The organism is Anabaena sp. FACHB-595, from assembly GCF_048568275.1.
Lineage (GTDB): Bacteria > Cyanobacteriota > Cyanobacteriia > Cyanobacteriales > Nostocaceae > Trichormus.
Window position 1 is genome coordinate 5,829,007 of sequence record NZ_CP183473.1, and the last position, 21,365, is coordinate 5,850,371.

Here is a 21,365-nt window from a genome sequence, read left to right on the forward strand (position 1 = left end):
TTAGCGGTCTAGTTAAGTAATTCGTAATTCCACTAGGTGGAAGTAAGTTATATATCCATATAAGAATTACACAATCAGTTTCCAGTCTCATAAATTTTAAATTTTGCATTTTGAATTTTTATGCGTATTTCTTCTGCTGCCTTACTGACTTTAACTACTCTGGTGGCTAGCAATGCTACTCAACAAGCTATAGCTGCACCTCATACAGCCTCGACTCCATCTAAACAAAATGAGAACTTGGTAATTCCTGTTGTAGAGGAAACGCCTGTACAGTTAGGGAATGTGACACCACCGGAAACCGAAGTTACTCCCCAATTTTCTACTAAATCTAGAGTCATAGCTCAAAATTCTCCCGTTGTCCTTCCCTCTACACCCCGGCCAGTTGTTCCTCCTGCGCCCAAGCCTGCAACAACGGTAAACGAGTTAGTGGTGACAGCTACCGATGTGCAGATAGTCGGTGCAACACCAGAGTTACAGGAGATTATTCGCCAAGTAATTAAAACTCAAACTGGTGGAGATACCAGCCAAACTCAGTTACAAAGGGATGTAGCGGCAATTTTAGAAACTGGCTTATTTGCTAGTGCTAATGTTAATAGTCGCACTACTCCATCTGGATTGAATGTAGTGTATCAGGTGCAGCCTGTAATTGTGCGATCGCTCCAACTCACCGGTGCAAAAGCATTAACTTACTCAGTAGCCCAGCCACGTTTTCAGTCCCAAATCGGCAAACCCATCAGCCCGGAAGGCCTCAAGCAAGCAGTAGCACAAGTTAATCAATGGTATGCCGATAATGGTTATAATTTGGCGCGGGTGTTATCAATTGAACCCAACCGTCAAGGTATTCTGAATATCAATGTAGCGGAAGGTTTGGTGAGTGATATCAAGTTCCGCTTTGTCAACGATGACGGAAAAACCATTGATAGTAATGGTAATCCTGTAGGGGGAAGGACTAAACCCGATTTTCTGCGACAACAACTCAAACTCCAGCCAGGACAAGTCTTCCAAGAAAATATAGTCAAGCAAGATGTACAGCAATTGTATCGTACAGGCTTATTTCAAAGTGTGAATGTGGCCTTTGCTGGAGATGCCACAAAACTGGATATGATTTACGAACTCAAGGAAAATGGGGCGCGGGCAATTAACTTGGGTGGTAGTTATAACGGTGATGTGGGATTGATGGGTACGTTGAACTATCAAGACCAAAATATCGGCGGGAAGAATGATACTTTACTGGCGAATGTGGGGTTGAGTAGGACTGATTTGCAGTTTGATACTAAATTTATTAGTCCCTATCGTGACACAAATAGCGATCGCTTAGGTTATACAGTCAATGCTTTCCGGCGGCGAGAAATTTCCGAAACCTTTGACGATGAGATTAAGTTAGCCAATGGCGATAAAGTGCGGGAAGGTAAGGTTGGTACAGGTATCAGCTTACAACGACCCATTGATGGTTGGAATGCTTCTCTAGGGTTTAATTATAGCCGTACCAGCATCCGCGATCGCCAAGGTAATATCACTCCCACCGATGCCCAAGGAAATCCCTTATCTGTCAGTGGAACTGGTGTTGATGACTTAACTACTGTATCTTTTAGCGCCACCAAAGACCAACGAGATAACCCCATCAACCCTACCCAAGGTTCTGTCGTCCGCGTCAGTACAGAACAATCTGTACCCATCGGTCAGGGTAACATTTCCATGAATCGCCTCAAAGCCGATTACAGCCAGTATGTACCCGTAAATATCTTCAACAGTCAAACACCCCAGGTCTTCGCCTTGAACGTGCAGGCTGGTACAGTCCTGGGTAACTTACCACCCTATGAAACATTTAACTTAGGTGGTTCTAACTCCGTCCGTGGCTACGACGCGGGAAATGTCGGTAGTGGTCGTAGTTATGTATTAGCTTCAGCTGAATACCGCTTTCCCATAGTGCCAATAGTCGGGGGTGTGCTGTTCGCTGACTTCGCCTCAGACTTAGGTTCTGGGGACACCGTTCTCGGAAATCCGGCTGGTGTGCGCGGTAAACCCGGTTCTGGCTTTGGTTATGGTGCAGGGATACGTGTAGACTCCCCCTTAGGCCTAATTCGCGCCGACTACGGCATTAACGACCAAGGGGAAAGTCGAGTACATTTAGGAATAGGGCAAAGATTTTAAACATTAATTATAAATTGATGGGGCAGCGACCGTAGTTAATCGCTGCCCCAAAAATGTGTGTGTTATTTATGCAAACCCTTGCTTACGCAGGAATCAACACCGTATCAATTACGTGAATAACACCGTTATCAGCAGCAACATCGGGAGTCGCAACTTTAGCATCATTGATTTGGACACCATTAGATGCGTCGATTTTTACATCTGAACCCTGTACAGTAGTGGCTGACTTCAGCTTAACTACATCAGCTGCTAGGACTTTACCCGAAACAACATGATAAGTCAGGATTTTCTTAAGCTTGGGAATGTCTTTTAGCAAAGCATCTACGGTACCTTGTGGTAGTTTAGCAAATGCTTCATCGGTAGGAGCAAAAACTGTGAATGGACCAACACCTTTGAGTGTATCTACTAGCCCAGCAGCCTTAACCGCAGCAACTAAAGTGTTAAAGGAACCAGCATTTACAGCAGTGTCAACAATGTCAGCCATGGGTTTTGATAAGTTTCTGTACATCTAGATACAAAAGTAAACTTTTTCATGAAGAATTGTATCTATCTTTAGAGATGTACTTAATTTGAGTGAGCCAAAACTATTTTGAAGCTTACTCAAGCTTATCTCTTCTCTGATTTCCATGTCCCGTGGAAACTGTGGGGGATGACTTTGGGTAATTCTAGTTTGCAGATTGGTTCTTCATGGAGGCGATCGCTATCATATATCCAAACTTGACTACTGTGAGAATTGCCGTCGTACACCACTGTTAACACCCAATTGTCCGCAAGTATGGGTTCGGAAGGATAGCAGTTTTCTCCTGGGTAGGCTTCGATGAAGGTTTGTGTCTTGTGGTCAAAGCAGGCGATCGTGTTTAATAGTTCTTGGCTGATATCTGTGCCTTGACGGAATCCTGACATATAGGTATATCGAGATGCTTGACCGACGTTTTGCCGTGGCACATGAGGAAATTCACAATGTCTATCTAACAGTTGTTCAATTGCGGCTACTTTACCAGATTGGGGATGTAAATTGACCCGTGACAGTGTACTTGGAGCAGGTGTGTGAGTCTGACCAGTAGCTACTTCTTTGAGATATTGGTTAGTTTGAAAATCTTTGTAACGGGCAATATCCACAATGACTGCACCACTAGCATCTACATAACCGTTAGCAAAATGCCACTGATACCAAGGCTCTGTTTCCCCTCGACTCACTAAAGATAAACTTTCACGGTCAATAACTAAAATCTGAGTCCCTAATTCTGGTCGCCACTGCATAGAATCACTATAGTTGCTAGTCCCCAACAATACAGGCAACATATTCAACCGCACAGGGGAAATAAAAAATATTAAATACTTTCCTGCTAAAACAAAATCATGTATGAGTGGGAGACCATCTAGGGAGTATGCAGATTTTTGGATAATTTTACCTGTAGAGTCACTTTTGTAAACATTCAACTTGGCATTTAACCCCAAGCTAATACCAAAATTAAAAATTTCTTTGGTCTGGGGGTCTTGCTTATAGTGGGCAGAATAAGTTAATCCATTAGTTAAGCCACCTAAATTATCTTCGCCCCAGGTTTCTAAAGTCTGTAAATCTAAAGCGTAAGGTCTTCCACCTTCCCACAATGCCAAAAGTTTATCTGGTAATGCTAGGACTGAAGTATTGGCAGCATTTTTAATTGGTTTGCGCCATTGATTCCAAACGGGGCCTGGTGCAGTCATCCCATAGTTGCCGTACAGAAATTTATCGGCGGTGTTTTCCACTTGATAGCCAACAGTCTGTACATAGCGGTAAGTTGCATGAACACCTCCATCGGTAAAATTGACAGCCAAAATTGCTCCATCGCCATCAAACCAGTGTCCTGCAAGCATCCCTCCCCGTTCTAACCGTGCAGGTCCGTTGCGGTAGAGTGTACCCCGTAATCCTTCAGGGATGTTACCAGAGATAATGGTTAACTGAGTAAGCGGAAATTCTTTTGCTGGTTCAGTTAATGCACTTGCCCAGGCTTTCTTATTTGACCTTTTATCAACTATCTGCATATAAGTTGCTAACTTAAGAGATTTAATTATCGGCGTTTCTGTATGCAACAACCTGATTCTTTTTTGTTCGCTTGGCCTCAAGCATTGCCTGATTTGCTCGACTCAATAAATCCTTAACAGTAATCCCAGGCTCTGATATAGCTATGCCAAAAGTTGCGGTGATACTTTCAAGGATCTGATCACCATCCTTGAACTGCATTTGAGCAATATCTGCTCTTAGTTGCTCTACTCGCTCAATCAGTGTCTCCATCGTAACATTAGGTATCACAATCACAAATTCGTCACCACCCCATCTGCAAGGAATGTCAAAAGAGCGAATAGATGTTAAAAGTAGTTTTGCTAATGCCTTGAGAGCAATGTTGGCAGTTAAATGACCATAGCGAGAGTTGTAAGATTTAAAGTTATCAATATCCAGAAAAACAATGCCAAGAAATTGTCCCAACCGTTCAGCTTCTGCTAGCCTCTGATCTGTTATGGTTTGCATATAGCTAGGGTTGAATAGTTGAGTTAACCCGTCCCGCAAATTGTCATGGGTTAGACGTTGTTTCATTAAGAGATTGTTGAGCGCAAAAGCTAAATATCTAGCAATTATCTCAGCAATTTGTTGTTCTTCTGAGCCGATTTCTTCCAGGGCATGAATGTGTAAAAACCCAACTACTTCAATTTGTCCTAACAATGGAACACACAAATGTGTACCATTAACAGGATGTATTAAATGACTGCACATCAGTCCTGGGTTATGAGGTGATAACAGGTTTAATTTACCTCTCCGTAATGCCCAACACTCTGATTGTGAAAATACCTCTTTACTCTTTTTTTCGCTTCCCCAAAAAGTTCTCATCTCAACATAATTCTTGGAATTAGCAATTATGTTGATACAACCACTCACGCTAGGAAAAAGCTTAGTAAAAGTTAAAGATACCACTTGATATACTTCATCTTCAGACTCGCAAGTATAGAGCATATTCACCATATCTGACAAATATGTAACTTGCTGATTTTTTGCTTCTAATATTAGTGTTTTTTCTTCTAACTGCCGACTCAAATCCGCGATCACTCGTTGCGCTTCTACCGATTCTGTAATATCTATGCTAATGCCTCCGATGCGACGCTCTCCCGTAACATGGTCACTAAACGGAAATTTAAAAGATAGCCAGTAATATGGTTTCTCATTACCTGGTGTCTTGACTTCTTCAATCAACTTCAATGGGCGTAGAGTTTTCAAAACGAGTTGATCATTTACCATTACCAGCCGCCCTTGTTCTGGATCTGGCAAGAATTCACTATCTGTTTTACCTAGCCATTCAATTGGCCCCACCAAAAATCTAGACTGGATTTCTTTGTTGTAGTAAAGCACTCTAGATTGCTCATCTTTGATATAAGCTCCAAATGGGCCTTGATCTAAAAATAGCTGTTGCATCTGCTGGCTGCGCTGAAGCTCGCGGGCATCTCCTTGAAATTTGGCAATCAACTCTACAATTTGATAAGCGGTTGGCATCAGGCACAATAATGTAGATAAAGAGATAAACGCCATAATATTGAGTATGCCTAAGTGCAGGGAGGACACTGGCATATGCTGCTCAAAAATCGCCAAAAAGTGATGAAATCCACAAAATAGTACGAATGCGCCTGATAAGAAAAAGGCTAGCCAGAATTTAGAAGGGACAGTTGCTTTAGTTTTGCCAAATAAAACCGCTATTACTATGGGGATGCCAAAGTATGAAAATGCAGTAATGCCATGAGCGATTATAAAATTCCAGTAGATAATTTTCATTAGTCACTTAAGATAGCAATACTATTAGAGATTATTTATAAAGTAAATATTAAGTAGGGGAGGCAAAACGCGGTGTAGATATTCTTTCCGCTTTATTACCGTTGTGTTATGGCTTCAGCCTAACGCACTGCTACATAACACGTTTCATTAAGCGCTTAAATTCATTTTTTTATGACTAATAATATCGAAATCCGTGCCTAAAACAACACCAGTTGTTACAACGGAGGAAACATCCGCAACGCACTGACTCCCCTACAGAAATTTGATTTTTACTTTATAAATAACCTCTTAGCAATCACCTTGAATTGATGAAATACTTTTTTATTATTCGACTCATCTATTTTAATTTCTATTTTAATGAATGATGAACTTCTGCACGTAATTCAACATATATATTGAGATTGCATTTTATTCATTTTTTTCAATCTGCCATTGTACTGATAATTTAACGAAGGCAGGAGGCAGCTATGCTGAATGCTGTTTTTGTAACGGGGATTTATGCCTCGATCCAAAAACTTTTCGCCTTAAAATGCGAGGTTTTAGACCCGATTGTTTCGATAACTATATCTAGAGAGATTTTATCAAATCAGACGAAGCTAACAGGGATTAATTGAGCTTAAAGGGCAAGCTTGATGCGATTAATGTATCTACCGACTGGCTATCCAGTGGCTGGGAGAAAATGTATCCTTGTGCGTGTTTGCATTTTTTTATTTGCAACTGTCTTAATTGCTCCATTGTTTCTACACCCTCTGCTATGACATCTATATTTAGACTAAGTGCTAAGGAAATAATCGCCTGAACAATTTCTAAGTTTTTTTCATCAGCACCAAGGTTGATGACAAATGAACGATCAATCTTCAATGCACTAGAGGGAAACCGGTGCAGGTAACTCAAAGATGAATAACCTATGCCAAAATCATCTAGGTGTAACTGAATATTCATCTGCTGCAATTGCAAAAGCATAGCAGTGGCTGATTCATGGTTCTCCATTAGTACGGTTTCCGTAATCTCCAACTTGAGACTACTGGCTTCTAAACCCGTATCTTGCAGAATTTTGCGAATTTCCTCAATCAAATTGGGTTGGGAAAACTGTTTACTAGAAATATTGACACTGATGGTTAAGGGTGGATGAGTAGTAAATTCCAATTGCCAAGCCCGCATTTGACGACAAGCTTCGCGTAACACCCAATAACCAATCGGCACAATCAGCCCAGTTTCTTCTGCTAATGAAATAAACCTTTCTGGAGAAACAAGCCCATGTTGAGGATGTTGCCAGCGTACAAGAGCCTCGAAACCGATAATTTTGTAGGTTTCTAGGGAAACAATTGGTTGATAATGAACCTGAAACTCTTGGCGTTCAACTGCCCGTCGTAAATCCATTTCTAACTGTAGTAGCTGGGCAGCTTGGCTGTACATACTAAAATCAAAGATTTCATGGCGGGCTTTTCCTAATGCTTTAGCACGGTACATTGCAATGTCGGCATCACGGATAAGCTCCTCAGCTAGATTATAAGTATTTGTGCTTAAAGTGATACCAATGCTGATAGTACTAAATACTTCGTGTCCACTGAGGTTGAAGGCTCCTGTCAAAGACATATTTATTCTGTTAACTACATTTGTTACATCATTTAAGTCTTTGAGATCATCTAATAAGATCGTGAACTCATCTCCTCCTATACGGGCAACTGTATCTCCAGCACGCAGGCACATTTCTAACCTGCGTGCCAGCGCATTTAACAATTGATCGCCAATCATGTGACCAAGACTATCGTTGACAACTTTAAAACGATCCACATCGAGGAATAGAACAGCAAATCTGTAGTCTGGATGACGTTTTACTACTGCTAGCGATCGCTCCAACCTTTCCACAAATAAGGCACGATTTGGCAGTCCAGTTAGTGAATCATGAAAAGCATCATGAATTAATTTCGCTTCTGCTTGCTTGAGAGCAGTAATGTCACGAGCGATACTTAAAACAAATTCTACTGAACTATCTTTAGCTAACTCAGGAACAAGACGAGTATGGTAATATTTTGTCCCCCAGGATGTAGGTAAATTGCTTTCAAACTCAGTCTGTTGCCCAGTTTTGAAAACTCGCTGGAGTTTATAATCCCATATTCGACAAATTTCTTGTGGTAGATTCAACTCTACGTTAGTCTTACCGATGAATTTTTGGGCTAATATCCCTGTAACTTTCTCAATAGCGGGATTGACGTAAACATAACACAATTGAGGATTAAACCTGACAATGATATCCGGTGTGTTCTCTACTACAGCTTTGAATTGTTTTTGACTATGGGCTAATGTCTCTAAAGTCTGTTTATGTTCATGGATTTCAGATTTTAGTTTATCGTGGGTTTTGATAATTTCAGAGGTGCGCTCTTTAACTTTATTTTCTAATTGATCATGAGCTTGTTGGAGGGATTTTTCTATGCGTCGGCGTTTAGTAAGTTCTTGATTAATAATAATATTTGCTGAACTAACTAAACTAGCAGCTACTATGCTACAGGAAATAGTCAGCCAGGTAGTGCGATAAGCACTGTCGCTTGTTTGTATTGAACGCTGTTGCAATAAATTATTTTCTTCATTTTCTATAGCTTTAATAACCAGCCGAATTTTATCCATCAGCTGCTGTCCTTCATCCGTTTGAACTATTTTTAAAGCAGCTTCTAACTTCTCATCATTCCTTAATTTAATTGTCTGTTCCAGCAGAGTTAATTTTCTACTAATTAAAGGCTTAAGGGTAGTTATTCGTTCTTGTTGGCTGGGGTTATCTACAGTCAATTGGCTTAAAAGTTTTACTTTTTGACCAATCTCATCAGTTGCCCTATGATAAGGCTCTAGATATGCGGGTTTACCCGTGAGGAGATAACCTCGTTGTCCAGTTTCGGCATCACTTACGTGGGCTATTAATTCTTGAGTTTTTTCGAGTACTTCACGGGTGTGTATTACTGACTGAGCGTTTTTTCTGTACTCCAGTAGGCTGAGATAAGAGGCAACACCAATAATAAACATGATTATTACTGCTACTACAAAAATATTGGTATTTTTTTTGTAAATAGACCAGTTCATTTTTCGTGCCTATTTTAAAAAGTAATTATTTAATAAAATCAAATAAAAATATATGATAAGATGTCGCAGTTAATTCAATATTTTCTTTTCAAGAATTTTTATTTGAATCTTAGTAGTATTTAATGATGACAGTAAAATCAAACAAAACCTACTAGCTCACGTAGGCTTGTAAACAGACATAAGTTATTAATTTATATCTAAGTGAAGTATTATATATTACAGATGAATTAAATAGACACCCCTTTAGGGATGTTGTTTGCTTGATATTAAAATGTTAGAGTAAAATGTTTACGGCAAAAACTGGTGTTACCATCGCTAGAGTTAAAGGGTTAGTTTTTTCGTCCGGTTTACATACGAAAAGTATTTTTTCATCGAAATTCTCATTGTTTTGCTAACTCGAAGACTAAAATCAAACTTCCTGTCTAATTGGTAGACAAAAAACTGGAACCACAGTAACCATTTATTGATACAGTTATGTTTTGTCGATCGCTGGAATGTGTATGTATGTCCCAGGTATCGCTTCCCCAATCGCTTCAGAAAGACCTACCCCTTACCGCTCTTGCACCCATGCAGGATGTGACAAACCTCTGGTTTATGAAGGTCATTGCCCACTATGGCAGCCCTGACTACTTCTTTACGGAGTATTTTCGCGTGAATGATACCTCACGCCTCAATCGCGGTATTCTTTCAGCCATTACCGAAAACGATACGGGTCGCCCTGTTTTTGCCCAAATGATTGGGGAAAGCATTCCTGACTTAGTGAGAACCGCTAAGGAACTCTGCGGCTATAATATCGCTGGAGTCGATTTGAATATGGGCTGTCCAGCACCGAGAATCTATCGTAAAAATGTCGGGGGTGGATTGCTGCTCTCACCAGCTAAAGTGGAGCAGATTTTGGAAGAACTACGCCAAGCAGTGAACGATCGCCCTTTGACGGTCAAGATGCGCGTAGGCTTTGAAAACACAGACACCTTTTACGAAATTCTCGATATCGTCAATCGCCACAACATTGATTTGCTGAGTTTGCATGGTCGCACAGTGAAAGATATGTACCACGGGGCAGTGAAATATGATTTGATTGCGGAAGCGGTGAGACGGGTTGATTGTCCAGTACTTGCTAATGGCAATATTCACTCCGCGACAACTGCCCTAGAAGTGCTTGAGCGAACAGGTGCGGCGGGGGTGATGGTGGGACGCTGGGCAATTGGAAATCCTTGGTTATTTAATCAAATTCGCCAGGCTTTACAAGGAGAGACGATCACGCCTGTTCCTTTAGTTGAGGTACGCAACTATATTGATCGTTTATGGCAAACCCCTACAGCCGCAACTATGCCAGAGCGATCGCGCGTAGGCTACCTGAAAATGTTCCTCAATTATATTGCCCTGAGTGTTGATGCTGAAGGTCAGTTCCTGCGACTGATGCGACGTACGCAGACTGAGTTAGAAATGTTTAACCTCTGCGATCGCTTTCTGCTTAGTGATCTGACGCAAACTTTAGCACTAGCACCTTACTCAGGTGTATAATTACGCCCCGCCGTGAAGGTAATTCTCCCCACTCAGCAAGGGTTAATTGATGTCTAAACAACAAAGGAAATACAGCATTCTGAGATAAATATATAGCTAGGGACTGGGTATTGGGGACTGGGGACTGGGGACTGGGTGAAAAGTCTTTTTGTGTCTAGGTTGTATGATCTATTGATGTCCTAACACTACTGGCGACAGCTATACAACAGAAAATACCCGTGCAGGCTAGGGAAATCCTGCGAGGGAGTGATTTCCAGTATCCGTTACAGAATGCAGAGATGTTGGTGCGATCGCTGATTGCCAATCAAGAAATTGTGGAGGTAACGGGGGTCGAGATTAATTCTATAGATAAAGGGTTAGAGATTATCTTAGAGACCACAAAAGGAGAACAGTTGCAGATTATACCCAAACAAGATGATAACGCATATCTTGTCGACATTGCGGCGTTGCATAAATGCGGGATGAATTGAGACTTTTGTACAAAGCAGAATATCGACTCTACCCTTCTCCTTCTCCTGTCGGAGACGCTGCGCGTAGCTTGCTTCCCGTAGGGTACGGAGACGCTAACGCGAACGGGAACGCTTTCAGCGAATGCGTCTTTGCGCCTACCGCAAGCGGAACGCCTAGCGGCGAATGCGTGTTAGCGTTAGCGGGGCGTAGCCCGACAAAAATCATCCCAATAATCAGCAACGCCGGAAAATGGTAAATTTTACCTAACATCTGAGATGGAAGCTTTCAGAAGCCCTAGAAACATCAAACAAGCGAATGCTGATCAAGCTTACCCTTCACTAATCAACTGTAACAAAGCTTCTGTTGATATCTTGCCACTCATATCAGCACCTTCTAAAAGGCTATCTGCCAAATCTCGCTTGTGGTGATGCAATTCTACAATTTTTTCTTCAATAGTATCCTTTGCTACTAAGCGATAAATTGTCACCGGGCGTTGTTGCCCAATGCGATGGGCGCGGTCTGAGGCTTGGTCTTCCACGGCGGGATTCCACCAGGGGTCTGTATGGATGACATAATCGGCGGCAGTTAAATTGAGTCCTGTACCTCCAGCTTTGAGGCTAATGAGAAAGACATCGCCGTTCCCTGCTTGGAACGCATCCACCCGTTTTTTGCGCTCGGACACGGAAGTGCTGCCATCTAAGTATTGATAATTAATACCTTGCTTATCCAAGTAATTTCGGATAATGTGCAGATGGTCAACAAATTGACTAAACACTAATGCCTTATGACGATTTTCCAGCAGTTCACCTAGTACCTCACCAAAAAGTTGCAACTTGGAACTGGATAATTCAGTGTCAGGCATAACGAGGCTGGGATTACAGCAAGCACGACGCAGTTTCATAATCTCAGCTAAAACTTGCAAGTGTTTATTTCCGGCTTCTGCATTACTGTCGCTGAGTTTAGATATCGCTTGACGACGCAATGCTTCATAGAATGCCTTTTCCTCCCGACTCAACTCCACATGAAGTAAAATTTCGGTGCGGGAAGGTAACTCTTCTAGCACCTGATTTTTTGTTCGTCGTAACAGAAATGGTTGAATCAGTTTTTTGAGTTTATTACGTGCTTGTTTATCCTGATATTTTTCAATGGGGATAGCAAAGCGTTGATTGAAGCTTTCAAAAGAACCCAATAACCCAGGATTAATAAAGCGGAACAAATTCCACAACTCACCTAGATGATTTTCAATGGGAGTCCCAGTAGTCAGCAACTTAAAATTAGCTTTTAGGTTCATGGCAGCCTGGGAACGTTTAGTGGTCATATTTTTGATTGCCTGGGCTTCATCTAAAACAATGGTTTGCCACTGTACCCCAGAGAGCATTTGCGCTACTTCTTCTTGCTGCAATAAACCATAACTACATACCAACATATCCAAGGGTTGTAAACCATCCAGTAATTTTTGGCGGTTAGCACCAGTAAATTGAATAATATTCAAGGTTGGGGCAAACTTCTGGGCTTCACTTACCCAATTCATGCACACAGACGTGGGGGCAATAATGAGGCTTGGCCCCTCATGGGCGTTTCTCAGGATAACAGCCAAGGCTTGCACCGTCTTACCGAGTCCCATTTGGTCTGCCAAACAAGCGCCTACACCCCAATGAGCTAGCCGCGCCAGCCAACAGAAGCCATCCATTTGATAGTCACGTAGTTCCGCCCCAAATGTAGATGGTAATTCGGGTTGGAGGTTTTTCATCTCCTGGAGACGCTGGATATGTGTTTTCCAGTGTTTATCTGTTTTTACCTTACCCACCTCATCGACAAAATCCTCTAACCCTAATGTTGCCAGTGGGTGAAACCGGATACCTTTACTGTGTTTTTCTGAAAACAACCGCAATTCATCCAAGCGTTTGCGAAAAGCTTGAGTTAAAGCCAGAAATTGACCATCACCAAGGGGAATAAAACGGCTGGGGGTTTTCTCCAATAGTGCTAGGAGTTGCTGCATATCCAGCACGAGGTCTTGATTCAATTTCAACTCACCAGTAGCCGCAAACCAGTCTTGTTGACGTTGAATTGATAAATTAAAGTCTTTCAGGTCTGCTTGGTGGCTAACACGCAGTTTTTCGCCTTCTGGCCATGCCATGACTACGCTGCTTCCCAATGCTTGCAATTCTAGCAGCAATTCTAAACATTCCTCTGGGTCTTCTATCAGCCATTCCCCATCTCGTTCTTCCGTGCGAGTCAAGCTAGGACAGGCGGCTACAGCGTTTTTGGCTAGTTGCTTCTCTTCCGGCAGATTGCGTCTGGTTTGCAGACGCTTGCCGTCAATTTCGGCAATGACAGTCTCACCACCAGCACCAGGACGGTAGTAGGGGCCTCCTTGGGCAAAGGGGCGGGATAAAAGGGTGACTTTCAAGCCCGTATTGGCAGGTAAGAGGTGAATATGGGGGAGCGTTTGGGCGGGTACTTCTTCTGCACCTTCTGAGCCGCCACCGATGTCAGAATGCACGGTGACGATGCCTGAGACAGCATTAATGGCTGCCAAAACTTGTTTTTCGGCGATCGCCGGCACATTTAATTTATTATCTTTACCAAGGATCTCTGTAATCCGTCGATGTTCACTAGTAATTTCAATGACTTTAATACGGGTTGGAGTTTCTTTAATATTCAGAATATTCTGTGATGGTGGTAACTTGGGAGAAAATTCCAAGGTGAGACGACCAAGTTTTTCTTTTTTGACTAGTAGTTCCGGTTCTCCTTTGACTATTTCTACACGCACATTGGGGGTATCTTCCCAAAAAACTAACGGGTGTCCAATTAAGGCACAGATGGCTTTTTCGTTGAACATATACTCAACTTTGCCATAATAGGAACCATCGCCGTATGTCTCAATACAACTACATACCCGCATATCTTGGGGTGTGATGTAATTAATGTTGATCATAATTACTACTGGGTTTGAGCCGAGAGAGGAGTTCTGCCGTTTCCATTGCCAACCAGTGGTGACCGGAGGCGAGCGATCGCCTATATAATGGCTCTAATAAATTCGGTAAGCGTTTTTTGGCACTATCCGCATCCATCCAGTAAAGACATAATGAACAAAACAATGTTTGTAAGCTATTTTCTTCTTCCACGGAAGAAATATGCGAACTGACTACAAATTGTTTTTGGGTAATATCACCAAGGTGAACTTGCAACACCATTTTCAGCCTGGCATAAATAAAATTCAGCCAATGCTCTGATTGACGCGCAATTAAATTGGCATACTCTTCTGCTTCCCGCAGGCGTTGTGCTGAACCATCTTTTAACAGTGCTAGGATGAAAAATAAGCCGCCTATAGTATTGAAATATATTTGCCGTTCCGCCGCGCCGCCCTTCCCCGCTCCCCCCCCGCCCCCCCCCGCCCCCCAGAGAGATCTCGCTGATGATATCTGAAAACACAACCAACCCCAATAAACAGCAGCGTTATTTTGATATTCATCAGATATCTGCTCCAGGCTCTCTTGTGCTTCTTGGCTACAACCCCGTAACAGCAATTGCTCTGTTAAAATCAAGTGCAGATAATCTGAGCGATGTTCTCCATCTGTAGAGCATTCTGCTTCCAGCAGCATAAAGGCATCTTCGGACGCAGACAATTTTAATGTGGCATTGAGCAGGATACTAGATATGCAGCTTTCAAATAATCCTTGCGGTAGGGTATGCAGCCAATCTGCGTCAAATGGATTATTGCATATCTGCTCTAATATCTTTTCTATGGCTAATTTTTCTTGGCTATAACTGTATTTCTGGTAGTCTTCAATTTGCTTATTAATAAAATCTGGGTCTTTACGGTAAAAACCTATGCGGATTTCTCTGATACACTGGTTTAAGCTTTGGAACATCCGAGATTCGTTTTGCCAGTGCTTCCGTATGGGTAGCTTTTCCTCAACTGCCATAACTTGGATTTCAAACTGTCCGGTTTGTACAGCATGACGAGTTGCAATTTCTGTGAGTAACGGATGACATTCAGGGCCTAACCTACTTTCCTGTACTAATAAGCCTGATTTTACCAATTTATCAATTTGCGAACTGAGGGTTTTAGTAACCCAAGGTCTATTATTTTCATCTAACGCGCCTGTTTTACTAAGACAACTGATGAAGGAATTTTTGTCTATGGGTGCATAAATTACCGCAAACAATTGGATAATTTTTTGTACGCAAGGGTGTAACTCAAAATATTTCTTAGCAAGTAGTTTTGTTTGTATTTGGGAAGAATTAGATGCAAAATCAGTCATATTAGTTCAGGTCTTTAAGTGTCAATTTCTGACAAAGTTAGACGGGTTTTGATCTAGTCGATGTTTAGTGGGAATTGGTTCTGGCTGCCCATCACCCACAAGGGCTGCGGTTCTCTCCAGCGATTCCCTCAATCGCTTGGCTGCGTAAATGGACATATCTCGCGGTACACTAATGCGATCGCGCAAGTATCGTAGAGCGACATCAGATCCCGATGGAGGTACACAGTCAACCCCTGTCATCATGTGTGTTAAAGCACAACGTAGGGCTTGATCAAACAATTTATCATCTAAGGGGTTGACTCGGATAATATTAATCCGGTGTTCGATAGTTCGTTGAAGCGCTTCCATGCGGGAGTTTTCCGGTTCTGGATAAGTAACATCTGGTAGCCCGAACCAAGGACCATGATCCACCCGCGCTTTATTGATCAGCATCTGAGTTTCGCCGTTTTCCCAGCACCCCCCCATCTGGGGCGGCAAATCATGTACATGGGTGTGGAAGTCGCTCTGGGTACCGCAGTAGGTCGGTCGGCTTTCCATTGCCGCAAACCATGCGTTTAAGCGAGGGTTTTCCTCTCGCAGTGAGTAGCCCTTGTAGTAGTAAAGACTCGCATTCATTCGTTCTACATAAGGCGTAAAAATGACATCAACGATGCCGAAGCTATCTAGAAAATAAGGGCTTGGGGTAAGACCTAGAGCCTCCTCGACCTTAGCCACCACTGTGATAAATTGTTCTCGGTTGCGTTTTTCTTGTTGAGGAGAAATTACTGGATAGCACAGCCAAGCGCACCAAGCTCTAAATAAAAGTCGTTCTAATTGCCGTAGAGGAATCACCGTGCGGTCTTCCATTCCTTGGCTCAACGGCCCAAAAACTTTTTCCAAAGCGATCAAAATGTCATCGCTTTCCTTAATAATCCGTCCATCTAGCTCAATCGCCGGGAGCATACCTGATGGTACCTTACGTTTGTACCAACTTTCTTTCTCTCCATAGCAGAACATTGTCACTTTTTCGATGCGGTAGGGGATCTGTTTTTCCTCTAGCCATAACCAAACTTTTTGACAGTAAGGACACCAAGCATGGTTATCGCGGTACAACGTTACCCGTACCTCAGATTCGGGCTGACCAAACAAACGCAACCTTGCTTTAGCGTTGGTAAGACCATTAACAGTATCTATTTGATAGTCCGTGAGGGTTTCTAGTTCTTGCCAGCTTAAGGGTGCGATAGTCATAGGGTTAGTAGCTAGTTATTCATTTGCTCACTATTGCTCACAAATACTCACATTTAATCTTAAGTGGCACAACTGAGTATTTGTGGTGATCATGTCGGGACTTGGCTGTAAAATACTATCATGCTACTAAGATTTAAGACACAACTAAAATTCAGCCAGCAACAAAGATCCTTGCATAGTTCTACCGTTACATTTGTCAAGAAGTTAAATACTGCCTAACGCTCTTCTATTACTCTCGTTAAATAAAAATTCATAATCCTTGATTGTGAAGGCGTTGATAAATTTACGAGTAGGTTGGGTTGAGGAACGTAGGCGCAGCCTTCTCGTAGAGTAACCCAACACGAAAAATCCTTGGTTTTGTTGGGTTTCACCCCAATTTTTGATAATTCTGGAATATGGCAAATAATCTTTAGAGAACATCTGCGTAACTTGGCGCTAACCTTCGTGTACCTTTGCGTTGAAAAACTAATCAGCAACGCCCAAATTTTTCAAAGACTACTTATGTGCCTTGCGTAAGTCACTGACAAAACAAATGCACCTAACGAGTAGGTGCAATGATTAGGCAATTTCAGAAAGAGCAGTAGTATGTAAAACTAAGTAAGTAATAACTTAGAGTTAATAGAGTTTATCTGAATACGGAATAAAATATCTCAGTAAATCTACTGTATTTCCGTCCCAAACTAATGAAAGCATTGATAATTGGTATTTTTACCATGAGCAAATTCTCTTAAGTAATAAATCTTAAATTTCTGATGTGTAGATAAAAATCCCTGCACAAAAAAATCCTCCCTGAGTGGAGAGGATTTCACGAATTGCCGTGATTTAAGGGAAACAGATATTGATTACTTGTGTTGCTCCATCATTTAACTTCTTCATACCAAATACCCACGGTTTCAAAAGAAGCATAGGCAAGCTTGAGAAAATTTACCACTCTCTGTTTGCTGATGATGCCAAATTCTTTATACTCTCGTGCATCTGCAAACGTTAATCTATGCTGGTCTATTATATTTCTTTCTTTATACGCAAGTTTGGGAAAATCTATAGCCTTAACATTATATTTTTTTACTACCTCTTGGATTGTTGCATCTGAGTTTACGTGTTCCCAGTCATCGCATAGGCCGAGATTTTTCACTAATATATGAGGAACTTTGCCACCATAACTATTTACAGACTGCTTAAATAGATTGAGACTGTCATACCCCCCTGTTGACACAAACCACTTACAAAAATCTACCCCTTGAGACTCTCCCAGTTCAATTAAATGATTCTTCTCAATCCATCCCTTAACTGCTCTATGAGATTGTGCTGCAAGATTAGCAATCACCGTTTTATTCATTGCTATCTCAAAGATTTTATCCGCCTTATCTGCGTGCCTTTCATCCTCTGTAAATACTGCATACTGACATATACTTTTGTATACTCCAGCTACATCTGGATTTGACCTATCGGTTTCTACAGGTACAAATGGCATATTATTATCCAGACAATACTGAATCATTGTTCTAGCTACTAAAGACTTTCCCACCCCTCCCTTTTCTCCATCTATCAAATGAATTGTTGGCATAGTTGCACCTCTTTATCTTTAAACCTAGTATTGATTTCCTGATTTTATCAGGGTTAATGTTGACCAAAAATTTGCCGCACAATGCAAATATCATCTTGAGCTGACGTTATAGCTTAGTATAAGAATCCGATTTGATTCTTGAACAAATCGAAGTATCTGTATGCTAGGCAATGCCCACCATATCATAGTGTCTATAGTTGAGCCTGAGGCAATCTCAAATTCAGGATTTAGCTCATCTGTGTAACATAACTTCACTATCCCTTCTGATTTCCATTTCTTGCACTTCCTTGGTTTTACTTTTTCCTTGTCAAAGTTGAGAGAAAACACGGAGGACAAGTATGTACATAGAAAATATAAACATTTGGTTTGATTTTTGTCTAAAATTAGCTATTTGTAGCGTGTTCGCCAAAATTAAAGTACGATCATCAAAGCTTTTCTAGGTTATGCGATCGCTAACGTAGCCTGATTCAGATAACATGATCAAAATAGGTCGAAAAAATTTTCCATTGGGTTATGCGGATTTTAACTCAATATAGTTCTCATGTACTATTAAATCTTGTATTTTTAGGAATCAAATCAGATTCAGATATTTACCAATTATTAATCTAGATTAAGTATTTTACGAAAATTAATATATAGTCTCACTATGTTTCAGAAGCTAGATATTAAATCAATATTTTTAAAATTGCTGCGTCTCCCATTTAAACTGCTGCCATCTCAGTTAATTACTATCACAGTGGTACTAACTCTCGTATTATTTTTGCCACAAACATGGGTTACTTGGCAAGCTTACAATGATTTCAATAGTATTATCAAAAATGAATTAAGACTACAGAGTCTTAGTGAAAAAATTACTTATTATGATGAAGTTCTGACAATGTCAGCACGCATGAATGCTGTTACAGCTAATTCTATGTGGGAAAGAAGATATCGTCAATTTGAACCTTTATTAGATGCAGTAATTAAAGAATCTATTCAACTTGCGCCCGAAGTTTATAATAATCAAGATGCTAAGGAAACTGATTTGGCGAATAAACGTTTAGTGGAGATGGAATATCAGTCTTTTGATTTAGTAAGAAAAGGTCAATCATTAGCGGCGAGGTCACTTTTATTAAGCTCAAAATATGAATCGGAGAAACGAAAGTACGCATCGGGTGTTAATAAAATAAATCAAGCGATCGCTACACTGATAGATGAAAGAATTTTAAAATATAAAATATATTTATTATGGTCAATTGGTGGCTCAGTTACTAGCTTGGCTTTTCTTATACCTTCATGGTTATTGGTATTACGTTTATTAAAAAATTATTTAAGAACCAGTAAAATAGCTCAAATAACACTAAGGGATCTCAATCATGAATTAGAGATGCGCGTAGAAAAAAGGGCAAGAGAGTTGCGATATAAAAATGATCAACTAACCCAAACATTACAAGAACTACAACAAACGCAACTTCAACTAATTCAAACTGAAAAAATGTCATCTTTGGGTGAGATGGTGGCTGGTATTGCCCATGAAATAAATAATCCGATTACTTTTGTTAAAAACAACGTTAGTTATGTCAAAGAATATTCTCAGGATTTATTAAATCTAATCCAGAGTTACCAAGAGTATTATACCCAACCGCCTGATATTCTCCAAGCACAAATTAACGATATCGATTTAGAATTTATCCAAGAAGATTTTATCAAGATCCTCAACTCTATAGAATATGGCACTGATAGAGTTGAGAAAATTGTTAAATCCCTACGTAATTTTTCTCGACTTGACGAAGCCGAAATTAAATCAGTCGATATTCATGAAGGAATTGATAGCACTTTGATGATTCTATCTCACCGATTGATAGCTATAGACAAACATCCAGAAATTTTGCTCATCAAAGAATATGCTTCATTACCATTGGTTGAATGTTATCCTGGTTTACTCAATCAGGTATTTATGAATATTCTTGTTAATGCCATAGATGCTTTACATGAATATAATTGGCAACGCACAGATGATGGAATGAAGAATAGCCCTTCTATGATTCGGATTTGCACTCATCAAATTGATGAATCTTGGATACAAATTCGGATTATTGATAATGGTATAGGTATTCCAGAAAATATTCGTGACAAATTGTTTAACCCATTTTTTACCACTAAGCCACTAGGTAAAGGTACGGGTATAGGATTATCAATTAGTTACCAGATTATTGTGGAGAAGCATACTGGAAAGCTGTATTGTAATTCTATTGAAGAACAAGGTACAGAATTTGTGATTGAAATTCCTATTATTCAGAATTTATCTAGATTCACGAATTAGATGTCGCTATTTAAAAATTGTCGCACTAGAAATAGGTGTCCCTGGGCTTTGGAGTTTTCGGACAAGTCTGATAATTTCTGGGCAAACTACTAGTAGAGACTGTTATGTTCCCGGACGAGAGCGAATATGATCGGGTATATGATGGCGATCGCCTAATATTTCTAATAAAGGGCCATTAACGTCAAATTTTACCATACTTACCGACGCGACCAAAATATTCACCCGATAGCGATAGCGTCCCAAATCAATTCCTAGTAAGCTGCAAAGCATAATCCGAATCGTGGCTTTATGGGAAACTACTAAGACATTACCTTGGGGATATTTTTCCTGAATTTCCGCAATTACAGGCATAGAACGGTTTGCAATATCTACCGCCGTTTCTCCACCTATTGGTGCATTCCAAGCGGGTTCTGTCAACCATTTTACATAGTTTTGGGCGTAATTCTCTTGGGCAAAGGATTTACTTTTGGTTTCCCATTCGCCGTAACTACCTTCTCTAAGTCCGTCACGCAACCGCATTTCCATACCAATTGCATCACAAAATGGTTTGGCTGTGGCAATTGTGCGCTTCATCGGGCTAGCATAAACCGCTTCCCATTTCAGTTTTTGATAAACATCGGCAAAACTCTCTGCCATCTGCACCCCTTCAGAGGTCAAGTCTGCATCAGTTTTACCGCAGAAATTACCACTTTGACTAAAAGTAGTTTCTCCATGTCGCAGTAAATATAAATTGAGTGTCATATGGGATAAAGGAGTCTGTGCAAAAATAAACTACCATCAATCTCACAATTGAGTATGTAACAGCCGGACAAAGTAATCAACCAAAAAAGTCAATCAACCACAAACTTTTAATGTACAACAGCTTTTGCGACATTATTTTGTTAAAGCCAGCAGTCGGATTTGAACCGACGACCTTCCGATTACAAGTCGGATGCACTACCACTGTGCTATGCTGGCAACTCAGTAATTGCTTTAACGCACTTACCGATTTTTAATTATATCACAAGT

At 40.8% G+C, this 21,365-nt stretch carries 12 protein-coding genes, 1 tRNA gene and 1 pseudogene; 4 read left to right on the top strand and 10 right to left on the bottom strand.

The genetic code is table 11. From position 1 onward, the window contains the following. Positions 1-120: 120 nt before the first annotated feature. Entirely contained in the window at positions 121-2,151 is a 2,031-nt protein-coding gene (locus ACN222_RS24425; protein ID WP_010999019.1) for a BamA/OMP85 family outer membrane protein, read from the top strand. 82 nt (positions 2,152-2,233) lie between these two features. On the opposite strand, the gene ACN222_RS24430 is transcribed toward ACN222_RS24425, so the two are convergent. The 4 genes from ACN222_RS24430 to ACN222_RS24445 all read right to left on the bottom strand — a co-directional run bounded on the left by ACN222_RS24430 (position 2,234) and on the right by ACN222_RS24445 (position 8,965). After that, positions 2,234-2,635, bottom strand: coding sequence for a fasciclin domain-containing protein (locus tag ACN222_RS24430; RefSeq protein WP_044522383.1), 402 nt, complete (start codon positions 2,633-2,635; stop codon positions 2,234-2,236). A 122-nt stretch (positions 2,636-2,757) separates the two neighbouring features. Next, positions 2,758-4,176 (bottom strand): carotenoid oxygenase family protein, encoded by a 1,419-nt coding sequence (locus ACN222_RS24435; protein ID WP_010999021.1) that lies wholly within the window; start codon positions 4,174-4,176, stop codon positions 2,758-2,760. A gap of 22 nt (positions 4,177-4,198) precedes the next feature. After that, positions 4,199-5,950 (bottom strand): sensor domain-containing diguanylate cyclase, encoded by a 1,752-nt coding sequence (locus ACN222_RS24440; protein ID WP_044522385.1) that lies wholly within the window; start codon positions 5,948-5,950, stop codon positions 4,199-4,201. 606 nt (positions 5,951-6,556) lie between these two features. Beyond that, the gene (locus tag ACN222_RS24445; protein ID WP_231865492.1) at positions 6,557-8,965 is read right to left on the bottom strand and encodes an EAL domain-containing protein; all 2,409 of its coding nucleotides are present in this window, start codon (positions 8,963-8,965) and stop codon (positions 6,557-6,559) included. A 561-nt stretch (positions 8,966-9,526) separates the two neighbouring features. On the opposite strand from ACN222_RS24445, the gene ACN222_RS24450 reads away from it, so the two are divergent. Together ACN222_RS24450 and ACN222_RS24455 are read left to right on the top strand one after the other, a co-directional pair. Continuing rightward, positions 9,527-10,546: a tRNA-dihydrouridine synthase family protein gene (locus ACN222_RS24450; RefSeq protein WP_044522386.1), complete on the top strand. Its 1,020-nt coding sequence runs from the start codon at positions 9,527-9,529 to the stop codon at positions 10,544-10,546. Positions 10,547-10,764: 218 nt separating this feature from the next. Then, on the top strand, positions 10,765-11,016 hold the full coding sequence (locus ACN222_RS24455) for a hypothetical protein (protein WP_010999025.1): 252 nt from the start codon (positions 10,765-10,767) through the stop codon (positions 11,014-11,016). A 308-nt stretch (positions 11,017-11,324) separates the two neighbouring features. On the opposite strand, the pseudogene ACN222_RS24460 reads toward ACN222_RS24455, so the two are convergent. The 4 genes and pseudogenes from ACN222_RS24460 to ACN222_RS24475 form a co-directional block, all read right to left on the bottom strand. Further along, positions 11,325-15,264 (bottom strand): annotated as a pseudogene (locus ACN222_RS24460) (DEAD/DEAH box helicase). 21 nt (positions 15,265-15,285) lie between these two features. Then, positions 15,286-16,491: a glutathione S-transferase family protein gene (locus tag ACN222_RS24465; RefSeq protein WP_010999028.1), complete on the bottom strand. Its 1,206-nt coding sequence runs from the start codon at positions 16,489-16,491 to the stop codon at positions 15,286-15,288. 204 nt (positions 16,492-16,695) lie between these two features. Next, positions 16,696-16,911: a hypothetical protein gene (locus tag ACN222_RS24470; RefSeq protein ID WP_010999029.1), complete on the bottom strand. Its 216-nt coding sequence runs from the start codon at positions 16,909-16,911 to the stop codon at positions 16,696-16,698. Between the two features lie 439 nt (positions 16,912-17,350). Next, positions 17,351-18,055 (bottom strand): mobilization protein, encoded by a 705-nt coding sequence (locus ACN222_RS24475; RefSeq protein WP_010999030.1) that lies wholly within the window; start codon positions 18,053-18,055, stop codon positions 17,351-17,353. Between the two features lie 646 nt (positions 18,056-18,701). Here ACN222_RS24475 and ACN222_RS24480 point away from each other — a divergent pair. Then, positions 18,702-20,357 carry a sensor histidine kinase gene (locus ACN222_RS24480; protein ID WP_010999031.1) on the top strand — a complete coding sequence of 552 codons (1,656 nt, stop codon included), beginning with the start codon at positions 18,702-18,704 and terminating at the stop codon, positions 20,355-20,357. Between the two features lie 102 nt (positions 20,358-20,459). On the opposite strand, the gene ACN222_RS24485 is transcribed toward ACN222_RS24480, so the two are convergent. Further along, complete coding sequence (locus tag ACN222_RS24485; protein WP_010999032.1) at positions 20,460-21,098, bottom strand: histidine phosphatase family protein; 639 nt, start codon at positions 21,096-21,098, stop codon at positions 20,460-20,462. A 144-nt stretch (positions 21,099-21,242) separates the two neighbouring features. Further along, positions 21,243-21,314, bottom strand: a tRNA-Thr gene (locus ACN222_RS24490). Between the last annotated feature and the right edge of the window lie 51 nt (positions 21,315-21,365).